Origin of the sequence: Rhodanobacter sp. IGA1.0, from assembly GCF_040208325.1 — a bacterium.
GTDB classification, from domain to species: domain Bacteria; phylum Pseudomonadota; class Gammaproteobacteria; order Xanthomonadales; family Rhodanobacteraceae; genus Rhodanobacter; species Rhodanobacter spathiphylli.
This window is the reverse complement of record NZ_CP157948.1, coordinates 1,199,858-1,215,974: the sequence shown is the minus strand read 5'-3', so window position 1 is coordinate 1,215,974 and position 16,117 is coordinate 1,199,858. Positions and strand designations below refer to the sequence as shown.

Annotated in this window: 16 protein-coding genes; 3 read left to right on the top strand and 13 right to left on the bottom strand. The window is 67.5% G+C overall.

Features of this window, described 5'->3' with window-relative positions:
* Positions 1-8 precede the first annotated feature (8 nt).
* Positions 9-1,040: a YncE family protein gene (locus ABNK63_RS05395; RefSeq protein ID WP_350016884.1), complete on the top strand. Its 1,032-nt coding sequence runs from the start codon at positions 9-11 to the stop codon at positions 1,038-1,040.
* 25 nt (positions 1,041-1,065) lie between these two features.
* Here the strand turns inward: ABNK63_RS05395 and ABNK63_RS05390 are convergent, their stop codons facing one another.
* The 12 genes from ABNK63_RS05390 to ABNK63_RS05335 form a co-directional block, all read right to left on the bottom strand.
* A complete protein-coding gene (locus ABNK63_RS05390) occupies positions 1,066-2,235 on the bottom strand; it encodes a glycosyltransferase family 9 protein (RefSeq protein ID WP_350016883.1) in 1,170 nt (389 codons plus the stop codon).
* 299 nt (positions 2,236-2,534) lie between these two features.
* Complete coding sequence (locus ABNK63_RS05385) at positions 2,535-3,929, bottom strand: ATP-binding protein (protein ID WP_007804554.1); 1,395 nt, start codon at positions 3,927-3,929, stop codon at positions 2,535-2,537.
* Entirely contained in the window at positions 3,926-4,591 is a 666-nt protein-coding gene (locus tag ABNK63_RS05380; protein ID WP_007804552.1) for a response regulator, read from the bottom strand. The genes ABNK63_RS05385 and ABNK63_RS05380 overlap by 4 nt, the downstream gene beginning before the upstream one ends.
* 186 nt (positions 4,592-4,777) lie before the next feature.
* Complete coding sequence (locus ABNK63_RS05375) at positions 4,778-5,092, bottom strand: non-heme iron oxygenase ferredoxin subunit (protein WP_007804550.1); 315 nt, start codon at positions 5,090-5,092, stop codon at positions 4,778-4,780.
* Positions 5,089-5,637 carry a GNAT family N-acetyltransferase gene (locus ABNK63_RS05370; RefSeq protein ID WP_350016882.1) on the bottom strand — a complete coding sequence of 183 codons (549 nt, stop codon included), beginning with the start codon at positions 5,635-5,637 and terminating at the stop codon, positions 5,089-5,091. The genes ABNK63_RS05375 and ABNK63_RS05370 overlap by 4 nt, the downstream gene beginning before the upstream one ends.
* Positions 5,638-5,694: 57 nt before the next feature.
* A complete protein-coding gene (gene panE / locus ABNK63_RS05365; protein WP_350016881.1) occupies positions 5,695-6,630 on the bottom strand; it encodes a 2-dehydropantoate 2-reductase in 936 nt (311 codons plus the stop codon).
* Position 6,631: 1 nt separating this feature from the next.
* Complete coding sequence (locus ABNK63_RS05360; RefSeq protein ID WP_007804544.1) at positions 6,632-7,546, bottom strand: acyltransferase; 915 nt, start codon at positions 7,544-7,546, stop codon at positions 6,632-6,634.
* A 75-nt stretch (positions 7,547-7,621) separates the two neighbouring features.
* Positions 7,622-8,866 (bottom strand): cysteine desulfurase, encoded by a 1,245-nt coding sequence (locus ABNK63_RS05355; RefSeq protein ID WP_350016880.1) that lies wholly within the window; start codon positions 8,864-8,866, stop codon positions 7,622-7,624.
* 130 nt (positions 8,867-8,996) lie between these two features.
* Complete coding sequence (sufD, locus tag ABNK63_RS05350) at positions 8,997-10,316, bottom strand: Fe-S cluster assembly protein SufD (RefSeq protein ID WP_350016879.1); 1,320 nt, start codon at positions 10,314-10,316, stop codon at positions 8,997-8,999.
* Positions 10,313-11,065, bottom strand: coding sequence for a Fe-S cluster assembly ATPase SufC (sufC, locus tag ABNK63_RS05345; RefSeq protein ID WP_350016878.1), 753 nt, complete (start codon positions 11,063-11,065; stop codon positions 10,313-10,315). Before sufC ends, sufD begins: the two co-directional genes overlap by 4 nt.
* Before the next feature lie 134 nt (positions 11,066-11,199).
* Positions 11,200-12,666, bottom strand: a complete 1,467-nt coding sequence (gene sufB / locus ABNK63_RS05340; RefSeq protein ID WP_350016877.1) for a Fe-S cluster assembly protein SufB — start codon at positions 12,664-12,666, stop codon at positions 11,200-11,202.
* An 8-nt stretch (positions 12,667-12,674) separates the two neighbouring features.
* Complete coding sequence (locus tag ABNK63_RS05335) at positions 12,675-13,163, bottom strand: SUF system Fe-S cluster assembly regulator (RefSeq protein ID WP_007804535.1); 489 nt, start codon at positions 13,161-13,163, stop codon at positions 12,675-12,677.
* A gap of 134 nt (positions 13,164-13,297) precedes the next feature.
* On the opposite strand from ABNK63_RS05335, the gene ABNK63_RS05330 reads away from it, so the two are divergent.
* Positions 13,298-14,311: a phosphotransferase gene (locus ABNK63_RS05330; RefSeq protein ID WP_007804533.1), complete on the top strand. Its 1,014-nt coding sequence runs from the start codon at positions 13,298-13,300 to the stop codon at positions 14,309-14,311.
* Positions 14,308-15,012, top strand: coding sequence for an N-acetylmuramate alpha-1-phosphate uridylyltransferase MurU (gene murU, locus ABNK63_RS05325; protein ID WP_007804530.1), 705 nt, complete (start codon positions 14,308-14,310; stop codon positions 15,010-15,012). The genes ABNK63_RS05330 and murU overlap by 4 nt, the downstream gene beginning before the upstream one ends.
* Positions 15,013-15,147: 135 nt before the next feature.
* On the opposite strand, the gene secF is transcribed toward murU, so the two are convergent.
* Positions 15,148-16,110, bottom strand: a complete 963-nt coding sequence (secF, locus tag ABNK63_RS05320; protein WP_007804529.1) for a protein translocase subunit SecF — start codon at positions 16,108-16,110, stop codon at positions 15,148-15,150.
* Between the last annotated feature and the right edge of the window lie 7 nt (positions 16,111-16,117).

The following is a 16,117-nucleotide window of genomic DNA, read 5'->3' as shown; positions in this document are numbered from 1 at the left end:
TGACCGCCATGCGAAAGCTGCTTCACTCCCTCCTGCCCGCCTTGCTGTTGCTGTTGGCCATTCCGGCGGCCGGCCACACCGCCTCGCCGTCAGCTGCGCCGCGGCTGCTGTCGACCCTGTCGCTGGGTGGCCCGGGCGGTTGGGACTACCTCAGTTTCGACGCGCCGCACCGGCACCTGTTCGTCAGCCGCGGCGATCGCGTGCTGGTGATCGATGTCGACCAACAGAAGCAGATCGGCACGATTGCCGGTACAGCCGGCGTGCATGGCATCGCGATCGCCGACGATTTGCAGCGCGGCTTCACCAGCAATGGCAGGGACGCGTCGGTGACCGAATTCGACCTGGGCAGTTTCAGGACGCTGGCGACCATCAGCGGCACCGGCGAGAACCCCGACGCCATCGTCTACGACCCACCCTCGCACCATGTGCTGACCTTCAACGGCAGGAGCCGCACGGCCAGCGTGATCGATCCGGCGAAGGGCGCCGTAGTCGCCACGATCGGCTTGCCCGGCAAACCCGAGTTCGCCGTTTCCGATGGCGCAGGCCACGTCTACGCGAACATCGAGGACCGGTCCGAACTGGTGCAGATCGATACCGCCAGCAGCAAGTTGCTGCATGTGTGGCAGCTGTCGCCGTGCGAATCACCCAGCGGCCTGGCCATCGACGTCAGCCGCCATCGCCTGTTCTCGGTGTGCGACAACCGGAAGATGGCCATCACCGATGCGCTCGACGGCCACCAGGTCGCGATCGTGCCGATCGGCGACGGCCCGGATGCCGTGGTGTTCGACGCCGCGCAGTCGATGATCTACAGCGCCAACGGCGAAAGCGGCACGATCACCGCCGTGCACGAAGACGATGCGGATCACTTCAGCGTCGCGGCGACCATCCCCACCCGGACCAGCGCACGCACGCTGGCGCTGGACCCGAAGCTGCACCGGCTCTACCTGTCCGCCGCGCGCTTCGGCAGCACGCTGCAGCCGAATGGCCGGCACGCGATGGTGCCGGACAGCTTCGGCGTCCTGGTGGTCGGGCAGCACTGATCGCCGGATACGCGAAGGGTGGGCGTCACTTTCCGCAGGCGGGAAGTGACTCCGAACCCTGTCGCGGCAACAGACGGCTGCACCACTGCGCGGCCGCCGTTGCGGCGGCCACCGCATCCATCCCGCGCGTGTCCAGCGCAGCACTGGCGCCACCGTAGGGTGCGTACTTGGCCGGGTCGGTGACCGAGAACAGGCCCAGCGTGGGTGTTCCGCTGGCGGCAGCCAGGTGCATGACGCCGCAGTCGGCGCTGATGACGCCATCCATGCAGGCCGTCATCGCGGCCAGCCGGCGCAGGTTCTGCGAATAGAACGGCGTCAGCCGCGAACCCAGTTGCGAGCGCCCGTGCGCCGCCAGCAGATCCACCAGCCTGACCTTTGGGCACAGCGACTCGAAGGTATCCACGAAACTTTGCCACCAGTCCTCGCCATAGCACTTGGCGCCGGTCGCGTTGGGGAAGATCGCCACCGTTGCCCCGCCGCGTGCGCGCGAGCCATCGCACAGCCTGGCCATGACCCGGGCCGCCGCACGCTTTTCATCGGGCGCCAGGTCGAGATTGAGTGGCGGATAGTCCGGCCGCGACGTCCGGGCACAGGCCTGCCGCAGCAGGAACACGCCGCGATGCGCCAGGTGATCGGGCCAGCTCAGCGCATGCCACGCCGATGCGGGATTCAAGGTCGGGTCGGGAAATCCCAGCTTGTAGCGGGCCTGCGCCAGGGCCAGCGCGATGCGGCCGGACTGCGATCCGTTGCAGGCATCGATCGCGAGATCGTACCGGCATCGCCGCAGTGCACGCAGCACGCCTGCCGACAACCACGGATGACGGGCGATCTTGGCCGGCAGCGCGAACACCGTGCGGACGCTGAATCGATGGGCATACAGGCATTCGCTGGCGTAGCTGCCCAGGATGTCGATTTCAGCACCGGGATAGAGCGCCTCGATTTCCGCGATCAGCGGACTGATCAGCACGCTGTTGCCAAGCCGATGGTTTGGCCGGCACACCAGCACCCGGTGGATGCCGGTTGGCGGCAAGCCGCCGGGCTCGCACAAGGCGCGGCCGACCCGACGAAACCTGCGGCGCAGGATCGAGGCCGCCCACGCCCGTCCCCGCGCATCCCATGACACGGGTGGTTTGGTGGAGTCGGCAGCCGGCAGCGGCGTGGCAACGAGGGAACGGACGGTATCGGGAACGGTCATGGCAGCAGCATGAAGCGCGTCGCTTTCAGCACGCTTATCGGCTCGTGAGTATCGGGTTAACCGGCACACGCCGGGCACACGCCGGCAGGAAGTGGGCGCCGCGACCACCGTGTCACGTCGTGCGGAAACAGACAGCTTCGCCGAACAGGCTCCGACCATGCCTGGCCCTCCCGGCCAGGGCCTGACAGGGCCCAACGCGGCACCCGGCAGGATCATCGTCGATCACGCCGCGCTTCGATCCGGCGGGCCTGCTCGCCGCGGGAACGGGGAACATCCGCTGGACGAGCTCGTCCAGCGGGTCAGCTGCTGCGCGGGATGCTCACCTTCACCCGCAGCCCGCGGCCGAACGGCGAATCGAGCAGATCGATGCTGGCGCCATGCAGCTCGGCCGCCCGTTGCACGATCGACAATCCCAGGCCGTAGCCCTCGCCGCGGCCGGTGGCTTCGCGATGGAAACGGGCGAATACGGCGGCACGCCGTTCCAGAGGGATGCCCGGCCCGTCGTCGGCCACCTCGATGGTGGTGAACCGGGCGTCCTGCGACAGCGACAGCTGTACCTGGCCGCCGACCGGCACATGGCGCATGGCGTTCTCGATGAGATTGCGCAGCAGTGCCCCAAGCGCCGCCTCGTGGCCGAGCACCCACGCCGCCTGGCTGTCATGGATGAAACCCAGTTCCGCGCCGCACTCGGCAATCACCGGCGTCAGCTCCTCGATCACGTCGATGGCGACGCCGACAAGGTCGATCGACCGGCGCTGTTCCAGCGCCGCGCCGGACTCCAGCCGGGCCAGCACCAGCAACTGTTCGACGCGCCTGGCCAGCGCGGCCACGTTGTGTCTTGCGCCGGCCAGGCTGGTGGCGGCCTCGTCGGGATCACCGGTGGCCGTGGCGCTCTCGATGTTCAGCATGATCGAGGCCAGCGGCGTGCGCAGCTCGTGCGCGACATCGGCGCTGAAGCGGTGCTCGCGTTCCAGTGCATCGGCGAGGCGCTGCAACTGTCCGTTCAATGCGTCGAGCACGGGCTGCAATTCCAGCGGCGCCTGTTCCAGCACGATCGGCTCGCGGCTGCCCAGCGCACGCGAGCCCAGCGCGTCGGTCAACGACTCCAGCGGTCGCAGCCCGCGCTTGACCGCCCAGCCCACCAGCAACCCCAGCAGCGGCAGGCCGATCAGCAGGGAGAGGGCATGGTCGAACCACAACGCACGCAGGATGTCGTGACGGCTGTCGTAACGTTCGCCGGTGCGGATCACCACGCCATGCGTTTCGTCCCGGAGGGTGAACAGGCGCCAGCGATAGCCGCCGGCATCGATGTCCCGGAAATTTGCGTCCCCGGCGCCGGGAGGAGGCAACGCGGCGAGATTCGCAGTAGCCATGATCGATCTGCCGGAAGTGTCGAACACCTGAAAGCCGACTTCGGATTCGAACGAATACCGGTGTCGCTGCACGGTCGGCGCCTCGGGCACCTCGATCGGCATCAGCTTGTCGTCCTGATCGCCACCGTCAAGCGCTTCGGCGCCCTCCTCCCCGATGAGAACCTGCAGCGTGCGGGCCGATTGCGCCAGCCGGCCGTCGGAAAGTTCGTTGACCTCCTGCATGGTGCGCTGGAAGCTGAGCACCGCCAGCGGCAACAGTACGGCGACCATCACCAGGATGATCAGCCAGCGTAACCGGCCACGCAGGCTCGACCGGATCATTCGACCTCCCGCGGGATCATGTAGCCGAATCCGCGCACCGTGCGGACGGTGTCGTAGCTGAGCTTCTTGCGCAACGTATGCACCAGCACCTCCAGCGCGTTGTCGCCCACCACGTTGTCCAGGCCATACAGCGAGTTGACCAGGCTTTCGCGGCGCACCAGCTTGCCGGCGCGCTCCATCAGGATCTGCAGCAGGGCAAATTCGCGGCGAGTCAGCTCGACAAGCTCACCCCGAAATGTCACCTGCGACGTGCCCAGGTCGAGCGCCAGCGCTCCGATCTCGATGCGATTGACCGCCAGTCCCTGCGCGCGCCGGCTCAATGAGCGGATCCTCGCGCACAGCTCGTCCAGATGGAACGGCTTGATCAGATAGTCGTCCGCCCCGGCATCCAGTCCGTGCACGCGGGCCTGCAGGCCGTCGCGGGCCGTCATCACGATCATCGGCGTGCTCACGTGCGCACGGCGCGTCTCCACCAGCACGTCCAGGCCGTCCATGCCGGGCAACCCGAGATCGAGCAGCACCAGGTCCGCCGTTTCGTCGCGCAGCGCAATCAGGGCCTCGCGACCGTTGCGCAGCCAGCTGACCGTGTAGGCCAGGCGCTCCAGGGCGCGCTGGATCGCCGCGCCCAGTTGGGGATCGTCTTCCACCAGGATGATGTGCACCGGATCTCCCTGCATGTCGCGACGTGAAGGCCGAAGCGCGATGTCGCGTCCGAACCTGCCGTGACTATGCAACAACTGGCTTGCGAAAGGCTTGGACCAGCTTGTCCGGTGGCGCGGAAGAAGATGCCGGGCCGTGATCGCGTGCCCCGGGCAGTCGCCACGCGGGGGGCCGCGAAAGCCAGCGGATCAGCGGTCGTCGCGGGTCCAGATCGCGCCGTCTTCCTCGCGCACGGGGAAGCTGGCGATCGGCTCGTACGCCGGTGGTTTGGTCACCGCGCCGGTGCGCAGGTCGAAGCGGGCACCGTGGCGCGGACATTCCACTTCGAAGCCGAACACTTCGCCGCCAGCCAGGTCGCCACCGTCGTGGGTGCAGGTGTCCTCGACCGCGTACAGTGCGCCGTCGATGTTGTACACCGCGATCGGCGTGTCGCCGTCCCATACCACCTTGTATTCGCCCGGCAGGAAGTCGCTGCGGGTGCCGACTTTCACCCAGCCATTCATGCCGCCACCTCGTCGAAGTCCTTGCGCAGCACCTCGAAGCGCAAGTCGTCGCGACGGGGAATGCCGAAGCGCTCGTCGCCATAGGGGAACGGCTGGTATTCGCCGGTGCGGCGGTAACCGCGACGGCCGTACCAGGCGATCAGCTCCTCGCGCTGCACGATCACCGTCATGCGCATCGCACGGCAGCGCCACTCCTCGCGCGCGATCCGCTCGGCCTCGGCCAGCACCTGCTTGCCCAGGCCGCTGCCCTGTCCGCTCGGGTCGACCGCGAACATGCCGAAATAGCCGGCGTCGCCCTGGCGCTCGATGTGGCAGCTGGCCTTGATCCGGCCATCGCATTCGGCGAGCAGGATGCGGCTGTCGGGGCGTCCGATCAACGCAGCGACGTCGGCTGCATCGGTGCGCCGGCCGTCGAGCAGGTGCGATTCGGTGGTCCAGCCGCGCAGGCCGGACTCGCCGCGATAGGCCGATTCGACCAGGGCCACGATGGTGTCGACATCGGCACTCGATGCCAGGCGGAAAACGGGAGACGTCTGTTCGGTCATGCACGAATCATAGTGCGTGGCCCGGCGTTTCCACCATGATCTGGAGCAGCCTGCCGCTCAGCCGGACGCGTTCGGCTTGCGCCCCGCTTCGTAGACCTTCAGATGCGCGTAGACGACGGCCAGCAACGAAGCCTCGCCGCCTGCGCGCTCGGCGCGTGCCAGCATGTCGCCGATCACGTGGTCGGCCTCGATCGGGTGGCCGTGCTGCAGGTCGCGCAGCATCGAGGCGGCCAGTGTCGATGCCGGATCGGTGAGGATGCCGCGGGCCCGTTCCAGCACGCGCTCGCCGGGCGCATGTCCTGCCCGCTCCGCCACCGCGCGGCATTCCTCCAGCAGGGCCAGCGTCGCCGCGCGACCGCCGGGAGCGGCGACGATCTCGCCGACCGCGCCGCGCAGCAGGCAGGTAATGCCGGCCAGCGTGGCGAGAAAGATCCACTTGTCCCACATCTCCTGCACCACGTTGCTGCTGGGGCGCGAGTCGAATCCCGCATCGGCAAGGGCCGCGGTGATGGCCTGCATCCGCGGCGAGGCGCTGCCGTCGCGCTCGCCGAAGGTGAGTCCATGCAGCGTGTTGAGGTGCTGCACCGCGCCGTGCGCGTCGAGCGTGGCGGAGATCACGCACTGGCCGCCCAGCACGTGTCCGGCGCCGAATTTCGCGTCCAGCAGGTCAAGTTGGCGCATGCCGTTGAGTAGCGGCAGGATCGCCGTCTGCGGCCCGACCGCCGGGGCGATGTCGGTCATCGCCTGCTCCAGCCCGTACGCCTTGCAGCCGAGCACGATCAGGTCGAACGGATCGCGCAGCTCGCCCGCCGTCAGCGTGGGCGGTGCCGCCAGCTCGGCGTCACCGGTGGCGCTGCGGATCACCAGGCCGTACTGCGCCAGTTGCCGGGCGCGGGCTTCGCGAACCAGGAAGGTCACGTCGCGTCCGTGCTGCAGCAGGCGTCCGCCGAAATAGCCGCCGGTGGCGCCGGCGCCCACGATCAGGATGCGCATGTCAGTCTCCTCTGCCCACGCCCGCGGTGGGCGGTTGCATGCGTGCAGCCTGGGCGTCCTTGTCGCGCCACAAGCCGTTCATCCATGCCTTGACCCGGCCACGGAAGGCCGCGTCCTCGTCGTAGCTGCCGATCAGGCCGGCAGCGATCGTGCGCTCGCGCACGTGCACGCGGATGTCGTGCACGCGTCCGGCGATCAGGTCCATCATCGTGCACGGGCCTTCCGGGTAGACGATGGTGACGTCGACGATCGCGTGCAGCGCCTCGCCCATCGCGTCGAGCACGAAGGCCACGCCGCCGGCCTTGGGCCGCAGCAGGTAGCGGTACGGGGACGACTGCGCGTCGTGCTTGGCCGGCGTGAAGCGCGTGCCCTCGGCAAAGTTCATCACCGACACCGGCATGTGGCGGAATTTCTCGCAGGCCTTGCGGGTGGCCTCGCGATCCTTGCCCTGCAGTTCGGGATGCCGCAGCAGGGTCTGCCGCGAATAGCGCTTCATGAAGGGGAAATCCAGCGCCCACCATGCCTGCCCCAGCAACGGCACCCAGATCAGTTCCTGCTTCAGGAAGAAGCGCATGAACGGAATGCGGCGGTTGAACACCTTCTGCAGCACCGGAATGTCGACCCAGCTCTGGTGGTTGCTCAGCACCAGGTAGCTCCGGTCGTGGTGCAGGCCTTCCAGCCCCTCGACCTGCCAGCGGATGCGGGTGAACACGCCGAACAGAACGTTGTTGACGCCGATCCAGCTTTCCGCAATCAGCACCAGCGCGCGCGAGAGCGGGCGCCGCACGAAGCCAAGCGGAATGACCACCTTGAGCAGCGCAAGGGCGAACAGCGGCAGCACGTGCAACAGGATATTCAGCAGGAGCAGCAGCATCGCCAGCGGGATGCGCAGCACGGAAGGCAGGAAGGCAAGCATGGATGGACTACGCAGGGAAAACTGCCGACCATGATGCCCTGAGCGGCCCCGAAGAGCCATGCTTGCGGACTGGCGTCACATCAGCAGCTTGCGCACCTTGAGCAGGGCCACGATGAAGGCATCGACCTCCTCGCGCGTGTTGTAGAACGCCAGCGAGGCACGCAAGGTGGACGGCACGCCGAAGAACTGCATCAGCGGATGCGCGCAGTGGTGGCCGGAGCGCACCGCCACGCCCTGCAGGTCCAGCAGGGTGGCCAGGTCGGTCGCCTGGGTGCCATCGATCAGGAACGAGATCACCGGTTCCTTCTCGGCCGCCTCGCCGATGATGCGCAGGCCGGGGATCTCGCGCAGGCGCTCGGTGGCGTAGGCCAGCAACTGCTGCTCCCATGCATGGATCGCCTCGAAGCCCACCGACTGGTAGTAGTCGATCGCGGCGGACAGGCCCACGAAGCCGGCGATGTTCGGCGTGCCCGCCTCGAACTTGTGCGGCGCCTCGGCGAAGCTGGTGCCGTCGAAACGCACCTCGCGGATCATCTCGCCGCCACCGAAGAACGGCGGCATCGCATCGAGATGCTCGCGCCTGGCCCACAGCGCGCCGGTGCCGGTGGGACCGAGCATCTTGTGCCCGGTCAGCGCGTAGAAGTCGCAACCCAGCGCCTGCACGTCGACCGGCCGGTGCGGCACCGCCTGCGAACCGTCCACCAGCAGCGCGATGCCCCGCTTCCTGCATTCGCGGGCGATCTCGCGCACCGGGTTGACCGTGCCCAGCACGTTGGACACCTGGGTGACGCAGGCCAGCTTCACTTCCGGCGTCAGCATCGCGACGTACTGTTCGAGGATCAGCTCGCCGCGCTGGTCGATCGGCGCCGCCTTCACCGTGGCGCCGCTGCGCTGGGCGACCAGCTGCCACGGCACGATGTTGGCGTGGTGCTCCATCACCGTGGTGAGGATCGCGTCGCCCGGCTGCAGCCGCGGCAGGGCATAGCTGTAGGCCACCAGGTTGGTGGCCTGGGTGGTGCCGGAGGTAAGAACCAGTTCGTTGCGGGACGGCGCGTTGATGAAGCGCGCCAGCTTGTCGCGCGCGCCTTCGTACGCCGCGGTGGCTTCCTCGCCCAACTGGTGCACCGCGCGCGACACGTTGGCGTTGTGCTCGCGGTAGTGCTCGTTCATCGCCTCGATCACCGGCAAGGGCTTCTGGCTGGTGTTCGCGTTGTCGAAATACACCAGCGGCTTGCCATGCACCGTGCGCGACAGCAGCGGGAAGTCCGCGCGGATGCGCTGGATGTCGAAGACGGTGGCGGGGCTGGCTGTGGTGTTCATTCAAGGGAATCCGGTTGGCTCCCTCCCCTGCTCGCAGGGGAGGGCTGGGGTGGGGTTCGCTCTTGATCTGAAAGTCAAAAGCCTTACCCCCTCCCGGCCTCCCCCTGCGAGCAGGTGGAGGAGAAAGTCATCAGGCAGGCAACTGCGCGATCAGCAGGCCCGCCAGGTGTTCGCGCAGTTCGGGGTTCGGCAGGTCATCCAGCATGGCACGGCAGAACGCGGCGGTCAGCAGCGCGCGCGCCTCGGCCAGCGGGACGCCGCGCGAGCGCAAATAGAACAGCGAACGCTCGTCGAGCTGGCCGACCGTGGCGCCGTGGGCGGCCTGCACTTCGTCGGCGTAGATCTCCAGTTCGGGCTTGGTGTCGATCTCGGCACCCGCCGACAGCAGCAGGTTCTTGTTGCTGAGGCTGGCGTCGCTGCCGTCGGCGCCAGGCGCCACCACGATGGCGCCGCGGAACACGCCACGGGCACGATCGTTGGCCACGCCGCGCCAGTTCGAGCTGGAGGCGGTGTTCAGCGCCTGGTGGCGGATCGCCAGCTGGGTATCGATGTGCTGGCGCCCGTGCGGCATGAATACGCCGCGCGTGTGCAGCTTCGCCCCGTCGCCCAGCAGTTCGACCTGCAGGTCGTGGCGCACCAGGGCGCCGCCCAGCTCGACCACGTGCAGGGTCGCTTCGCTGCGCGCCTGCAGGCGCAGGTGGCTGTGCCGGATCAGGTTCGCCGCCGACGCCGCGTTCTGCAGCGTGACGTGATGCAGCTTCGCGCCCGCGCCCACGTGGATGTCGCTGACGAAGGTGGCCAGTTGCGCCTGACCGCCGTCGCCGAGGTGCTGCTCGATCAGGGTGAGCGACGCGCCCTCGCCCAGCTCGATCAGGTTGCGCGCATGCCAGGCCAGTTCCCCCTCGCCGTCCGCACCGATGAAGACCAGCTGCACCGGCGCCGCGATCGTGGCGCGGGCGGCCACGCGCAGCACCATACCGTCGGCGGCGCTGGCCGCGTTGATCCGCGCGAAGGCATCGGCGGCACCGTGCGCCTCGGCACGGGTAGCGGATCGCGACCAGCCGAAGCGCAACGGCTCGGCGTCGTCCTTCAACACGCGCGACAGCGGCTGCAGGGTGAGTCCGTCGGGCAGCGCGTCCAGCGTCGACAGGTCGGCGCGGAACACGCCGTTGACGAAGACCAGTCGCGCGCCCTCGACGCCGGGCAGGGCCAGCAGCGAAGGATCGACGGCGCGGCCGGACGCGGTCGCGTCGCCGTGGGCGAAGCGGCGCTGGGCCAGGCCGCGCAAGGCGGTGTACTTCCACGCCTCGACCCGGGTATCCGGCAGGCCGGTGCTGGCGAACGCGTCGCGACTTTCCTGCCGCGCGGCATCCAGCCAGGCAATGCCGCTGGCCGGCAGCGGCGCGTCGAGCAGGGACTCGACCAGGGGCAAGGTGGCCGGCTGGGTCATGCCACCGCTCCGTGCCTCACGCCGGCATAGCCCTGTTCTTCCAGCCGCAGCGCCAGCGACTTGTCGCCGCTCTCGACGATGCGGCCGTCGGCCAGCACGTGCACGAAATCCGGCACCACGTAGTCGAGCAGGCGCTGGTAGTGGGTGATCATCAGGAACGCGCGACCGGGTGAGCGTAGCGTGTTGACGCCCTGCGCCACCTGCTTCAGCGCGTCGATGTCCAGGCCCGAGTCGGTCTCGTCGAGGATCGCCAGCTGCGGCTCCAGCACCGCCATCTGGAAGATCTCGTTGCGCTTCTTCTCGCCGCCGGAAAAACCTTCGTTGACGGCACGGTGCAGCAGCTCGTCGGAGATCTGCATCACCTTCAGCGTCTCGCGCACCAGCTTGAGGAAGGCCATCGAATCGAGCTCCTTCTCGCCGCGCTGCTTGCGCTGCGCATTGAGTGCCGCGCGCAGGAAATAGGTGTTGTTGACGCCGGGAATCTCCACCGGGTACTGGAACGCCAGGAACACGCCGGCCGCCGCCCGCGCCTCCGGTTCCAGCGCCAGCAGGTCGATGCCGTTGTAGCTCACCGTGCCCGCCGTCACCTCGTAGCCGTCACGCCCGGACAGCACATTGCCCAGGGTGGACTTGCCCGCGCCGTTCGGCCCCATGATCGCGTGCACCTCGCCCGCGTTCACGGTGAGGCTGAGCCCCTTGAGGATTTCCTTGCCCTCGACGCGGGCGTGCAGGTTTTCGATTTTCAGCATGATCTCGTACCTTTTACTGCTTCGACTGCCGTCATTCCCGCGAACGCGGGAATCCATGGGCATTCTTGCGACAAAGTCAAAATGGATTCCCGCTGTCGCGGGAATGACGCCCGTGGGAATGTCGTGTCACGAAGTCAGCCCACCGCACCTTCCAGCGACACCTCAAGCAGCTTCTTCGCCTCCACCGCGAACTCCATCGGCAGCTCGCGGAAGACCTGCTTGCAGAAGCCGTCGACGATCATCGACACGGCGTCTTCCTCGGCGATGCCGCGACTGCGGCAGTAGAACATCTGCTCGTCGGAGATCTTCGAGGTGGTCGCCTCGTGCTCGACGATGGCGCTGGGATTCTTCACTTCCATGTACGGGAAGGTGTGGGCACCGCACTGCTTGCCGATCAGCAGGCTGTCGCACTGGGTGTAGTTGCGCGCGCCCTCGGCGCCCTTCTCCATCTTCACCAGGCCGCGGTAGCTGTTGGAACTCCTGCCGGCGCTGATGCCCTTGGAGACGATCTTCGACTTGGTGTGCTTGCCCAGGTGGACCATCTTGGTGCCGGTGTCGGCCTGCTGGAAGTGATGGGTCAGCGCGACGGAGTAGAACTCGCCCACCGAACGATCACCGCGCAGCACCACGGACGGGTATTTCCAGGTGATCGCCGAACCGGTTTCGACCTGGGTCCAGCTGATCTTCGAATCGTCGCCGCGGCAGTCGCCGCGCTTGGTCACGAAGTTGTAGATGCCGCCCACGCCGTTCTCGTCGCCGGGGTACCAGTTCTGCACGGTGGAATACTTGATCTGCGCCTTCTCCAGCGCCACCAGCTCGACCACCGCCGCGTGCAGCTGGTTCTCGTCGCGCTTGGGTGCGGTGCAGCCTTCGAGGTAGGACACGTGGGCGCCCTCCTCGGCCACGATCAGGGTGCGCTCGAACTGGCCGGTGTTCTGCGCGTTGATGCGGAAATACGTGCTCAATTCCATCGGGCAGCGCACGCCTTTCGGAATGAACACGAAGCTGCCGTCGGAGAACACCGCCGAGTTCAGCGCCGCGAAGAAGTTGTCGCCGGTGGGCACCACGCTGCCCAGGTATTTCTGCACGATCCCGGGATACTCGCGGATCGCCTCGCTCATCGAGCAGAACAGCACGCCGGCGTCGGCCAGCTGCTTGCGGAAGGTGGTGCCGACCGAGACCGAGTCGAACACCGCATCCACCGCCACGCCGGCCAGCGCGGCGCGCTCGTGCAGCGGAATGCCCAGCTTCTCGTAGGTTTCCAGCAGGGCCGGGTCGACTTCGTCCAGCGACTTGGGCTGCTTCTTCGGCGCGGCGTAGTAGCTGATCGCCTGGTAGTCGATCGGATCGATGTTGAGCTTGGCCCAGTCGGGCTTGGGCATGGTCTGCCAATGGCGAAACGCGTCCAGCCGCCAGTTCGTCATCCACTCCGGTTCGCCCTTGACCGCCGAGATCGCGCGCACGGTGTCCTCGTCCAGGCCGGGCGGCAGGCCGGTCATCTCGATCTGGGTGACGAAGCCGGCGCTGTAGCTGCGGCCCAGTGCCTCGGCAACGGCGGCGTTGTCGCGCAACGCGGTGGCGGTGCTGCTCTGCTCGTTCATGATCTCGTTCATTCGGTGGTGACCCGGCGGGATTTGGCCGGCATCGCGATGTCGCTGATGGCCACGGCGGCGATCCGTCGCGACGGCCGCGGCGGTTGCGGCTTCAGCATGTCGGCCAGACTGACCGCGCGCAGCGCGTTGTCCAGCACGTTGTTGACCAGTTGCCAGCTGCCGCGCACGCCACATTGCGCCTCGCGGTCGCACTGGCCTTCGGCCATGCTGCATTCGGTCATGCCGATCGGGCCCTCGATCGCCTCGACGATCTCGACCAGCGAAATGTCGGCGGCGGCACGCGCCAGCCGGTAGCCGCCGTTGACGCCGCGGAACGACTCGACCAGCGCGGCGTGGCCCAGCGCCTTCAGCAACTTGCTCACGGTGGGCAGCTCCAGCCGCGTCTCGTCGGCGATCTGCACCGCGCTCAGCACCTCGGTCGGGTGCGCAGCGATGCAGGTCATCACCACGGTGGCGTAATCGGTCAGTCGGCTGACGCGGAGCATGGGGCGCTCGGAACGGGTTTGAATCAGGACTGAAATGGTACTGATTAGAGCCATCGCGGTCAATAAAGCCCTGCCGTCTCGTCACGACGGCAGCGGATCGCTAAGCTGGAATTCTCCCGTAGCCCAGCGTTGCCATGACCCTGATCGCCGATCGCGCCACCACCCGTCTCGCCTGGACACGAAGCGTCCTCGACGATGCCTCGCTGACCCTCGAACCCGCCTCGGCCGACGCCAGCTTCCGCAGCTACTGGCGCACCCGGCATGCCGGCCAGAGCTGGATCGTGATGGATTCGCCGCCGGCGCAGGAGGACCCGCGCCCGTGGCTGGAAATCGGCGCCCGCCTGTCCGCCGCCGGGCTGCACGTGCCACAGGTGCGGGCGCACGACCTCGAACAGGGCCTGCTGCTGATCGAGGATCTCGGCTCGCGGCTCTACCTGCCCGCGTTGAACGAGGGCACGGTGGACGCGCTCTACGGCGACGCGCTGGAAGCTTTGCTGCGCATGCAGCGCGAGGCGGACACGAACGGCCTGCCTGCGTACGACCACGCCTTCCTGCAACGCGAACTGGAGATCATGCCGGAGTGGTTCCTGCGCCGGCACCTCGGCTGCACGCCCGAATGCGAGGAATGGGACGTGCTGGAATCGGCCTTCACCGTGCTGCTGAAAAGCGCGCTGGAGCAGCCGCGGTGCTTCGTGCATCGCGACTACCACAGCCGCAACCTGCTGATCACCGCGCATGACAACCCGGGCATCATCGACTTCCAGGGCGCACTGCACGGGCCGATCACCTACGACCTCGCCTCGCTGCTGCGCGACTGCTACATCGCGTGGGACCGCGCGCGGGTCGAGGCCTGGGCCGAAGGCCATCGCCTGCGCCTGCTCGGCGCCGGCCTGATCGAACCGGCGGTCAGTCGCGAACGCTTTTTGCGCTGGTTCGACCTGATCGGCCTGCAGCGGCACGTCAAGGTGCTGGGCATCTTCTGCCGGCTGTACTACCGCGACGGCAAGTCCGGCTATCTCGACGACCTGCCCCGCGTCTACGACTACGTGATCGAGGTGGCGGCGCGTTACCCCGAGCTGGCCGACTTCGTGGCCTTCCTGCAACGCCAGGTCGGCGCACGCGACCTGCGCCAGGCGACAGCGGCATGAGGCACGCGCTGATCTTTGCCGCCGGCCTCGGCGAACGCATGCGCCCGTTGACCGACCACACGCCCAAGCCGCTGCTCCGCGTCGGCGGCAAGCCGCTGATCGCGTGGCATCTGGAGAAGCTCGCCGCCGCCGGCGTGAACTACGTGGTGATCAACACCTCGCATCTGGCCGAACAGTTTCCCGAGGCCCTGGGCGACGGCTCGCGCTGGGGCCTGCGCATCCGCTACGCCTACGAAGGGCCGATACCGCTGGAAACCGGTGGCGGCATGCTGAATGCGCTGCCACTGCTGGGCAGCGAGCCGTTCCTGGTGGTGAGCGGCGACGTGTGGTGCGACGCCGACTTCGACCGGCTGCCCGCCGAACCTCGCGGCCTTGCGCATCTGCTGTTGACCGACAATCCCGCCCATCATCCCGGCGGCGACTTCCGGCTGGATGCGACGGGACAAGTGCACGGCGACGGCGAACCCCGGCTGACCTACAGCGGCATCGGCGTGTTCCGCCGCGAGTTGCTGGACGACTGGGCCGGGGCGGTCGGCGCCGCAGCAGGCGCCGATGCGAAGCCGCCACGATTCAGGCTGCGGCCGCTGCTGGTGAAGGCGATGGCGCGGGGGCAGATCGACGGTACGCATCATCGGGGCGCGTGGACCGATGTGGGCACGCCGGAGCGGCTGGCGGAGCTGGAGGACGGGTTACGGGGGTAAGGTGAGGCGCGTCTCATGCAAAAAAAACGGCCCGGATTGCACCGGGCCGTTTTCGTTCGGCTGCCCTGCGGGCATCTTCCCCTGCATGCAGGGGAAGATCATTTGGAATCGCTCGCAACGCGAGCGATGGTTGCTTCAGGGACGCCGCGCCAGCTCGGGGTTTTCCTTGGTCACCGGCATCAGGTCCTTCTTCGACACGCCCAGCCACAGCAGGATCGGGCTGGCGACGAAGATCGAGGACAGCGTTCCGACCACGATGCCGATCAGCATGGTGACGGCGAAGCCGTGCACCGCGGTGCCGCCGAAGAAGTACAGCGCGCCCATGGTGATGCCGGTGAACAGCGAGGTGATGATGGTGCGCGACAGCGTGTTGTTGATCGAGCGGTTGAGGATCTCCTCCGGCTCGGCCTTGCGCGCCAGGCGGAACAGTTCGCGGATGCGGTCGAACACCACCACCTTGTCGTTGATCGAGTAGCCGATCACCGCCAGCACCGAGGCCAGCACGGTCATGTCGAACTCGCGCTGGACCAGCGCCAGGATGCCCAGGGTGACCAGGGTGTCATGGACTTCGGTGGCCACCGCGGCAATCGCGAAGCGACGCTCGAAGCGGATCCACAGGTAGGCCATGATGCCGAGGATCACGAACACGGCGGCCACCGTGCCGTCGCTGCGCAGTTCCTGGCCGACCTGGGCGCTGACGTAGTCGCGGCTCTTCAGCTTCGCGTCCGGGCGGCTCACGTGCAGTACCTTGAGCACGTCGGCGGCGATCTTGTCGAGGTTGAACTTGCCGGCAGCATCGACGGCGCCGGGATCGTCCTTGGGCTGCAGACGGATCGACACCTCACGGGTACCGCCGAGGCTCTGCACCATCGCGTTGTGGATGCCGCCCTTCTCCAGCGCGCCACGCACGTCGGCGATTTCCACCGACTGTCCGTAGTCGACGACCATCGACACGCCGCCGGTGAAGTCCAGGCCGTAGTTGAGGCCCTTGAACGCGATCAGGCCAATCGAGGCCACCATCAGGAAGATGGCGATGGCCACGGTGTACTTGCGCATCCCCAGGAAGTGGATATCGCTGTCGTGATTGAAAATTTCCATGGGGATT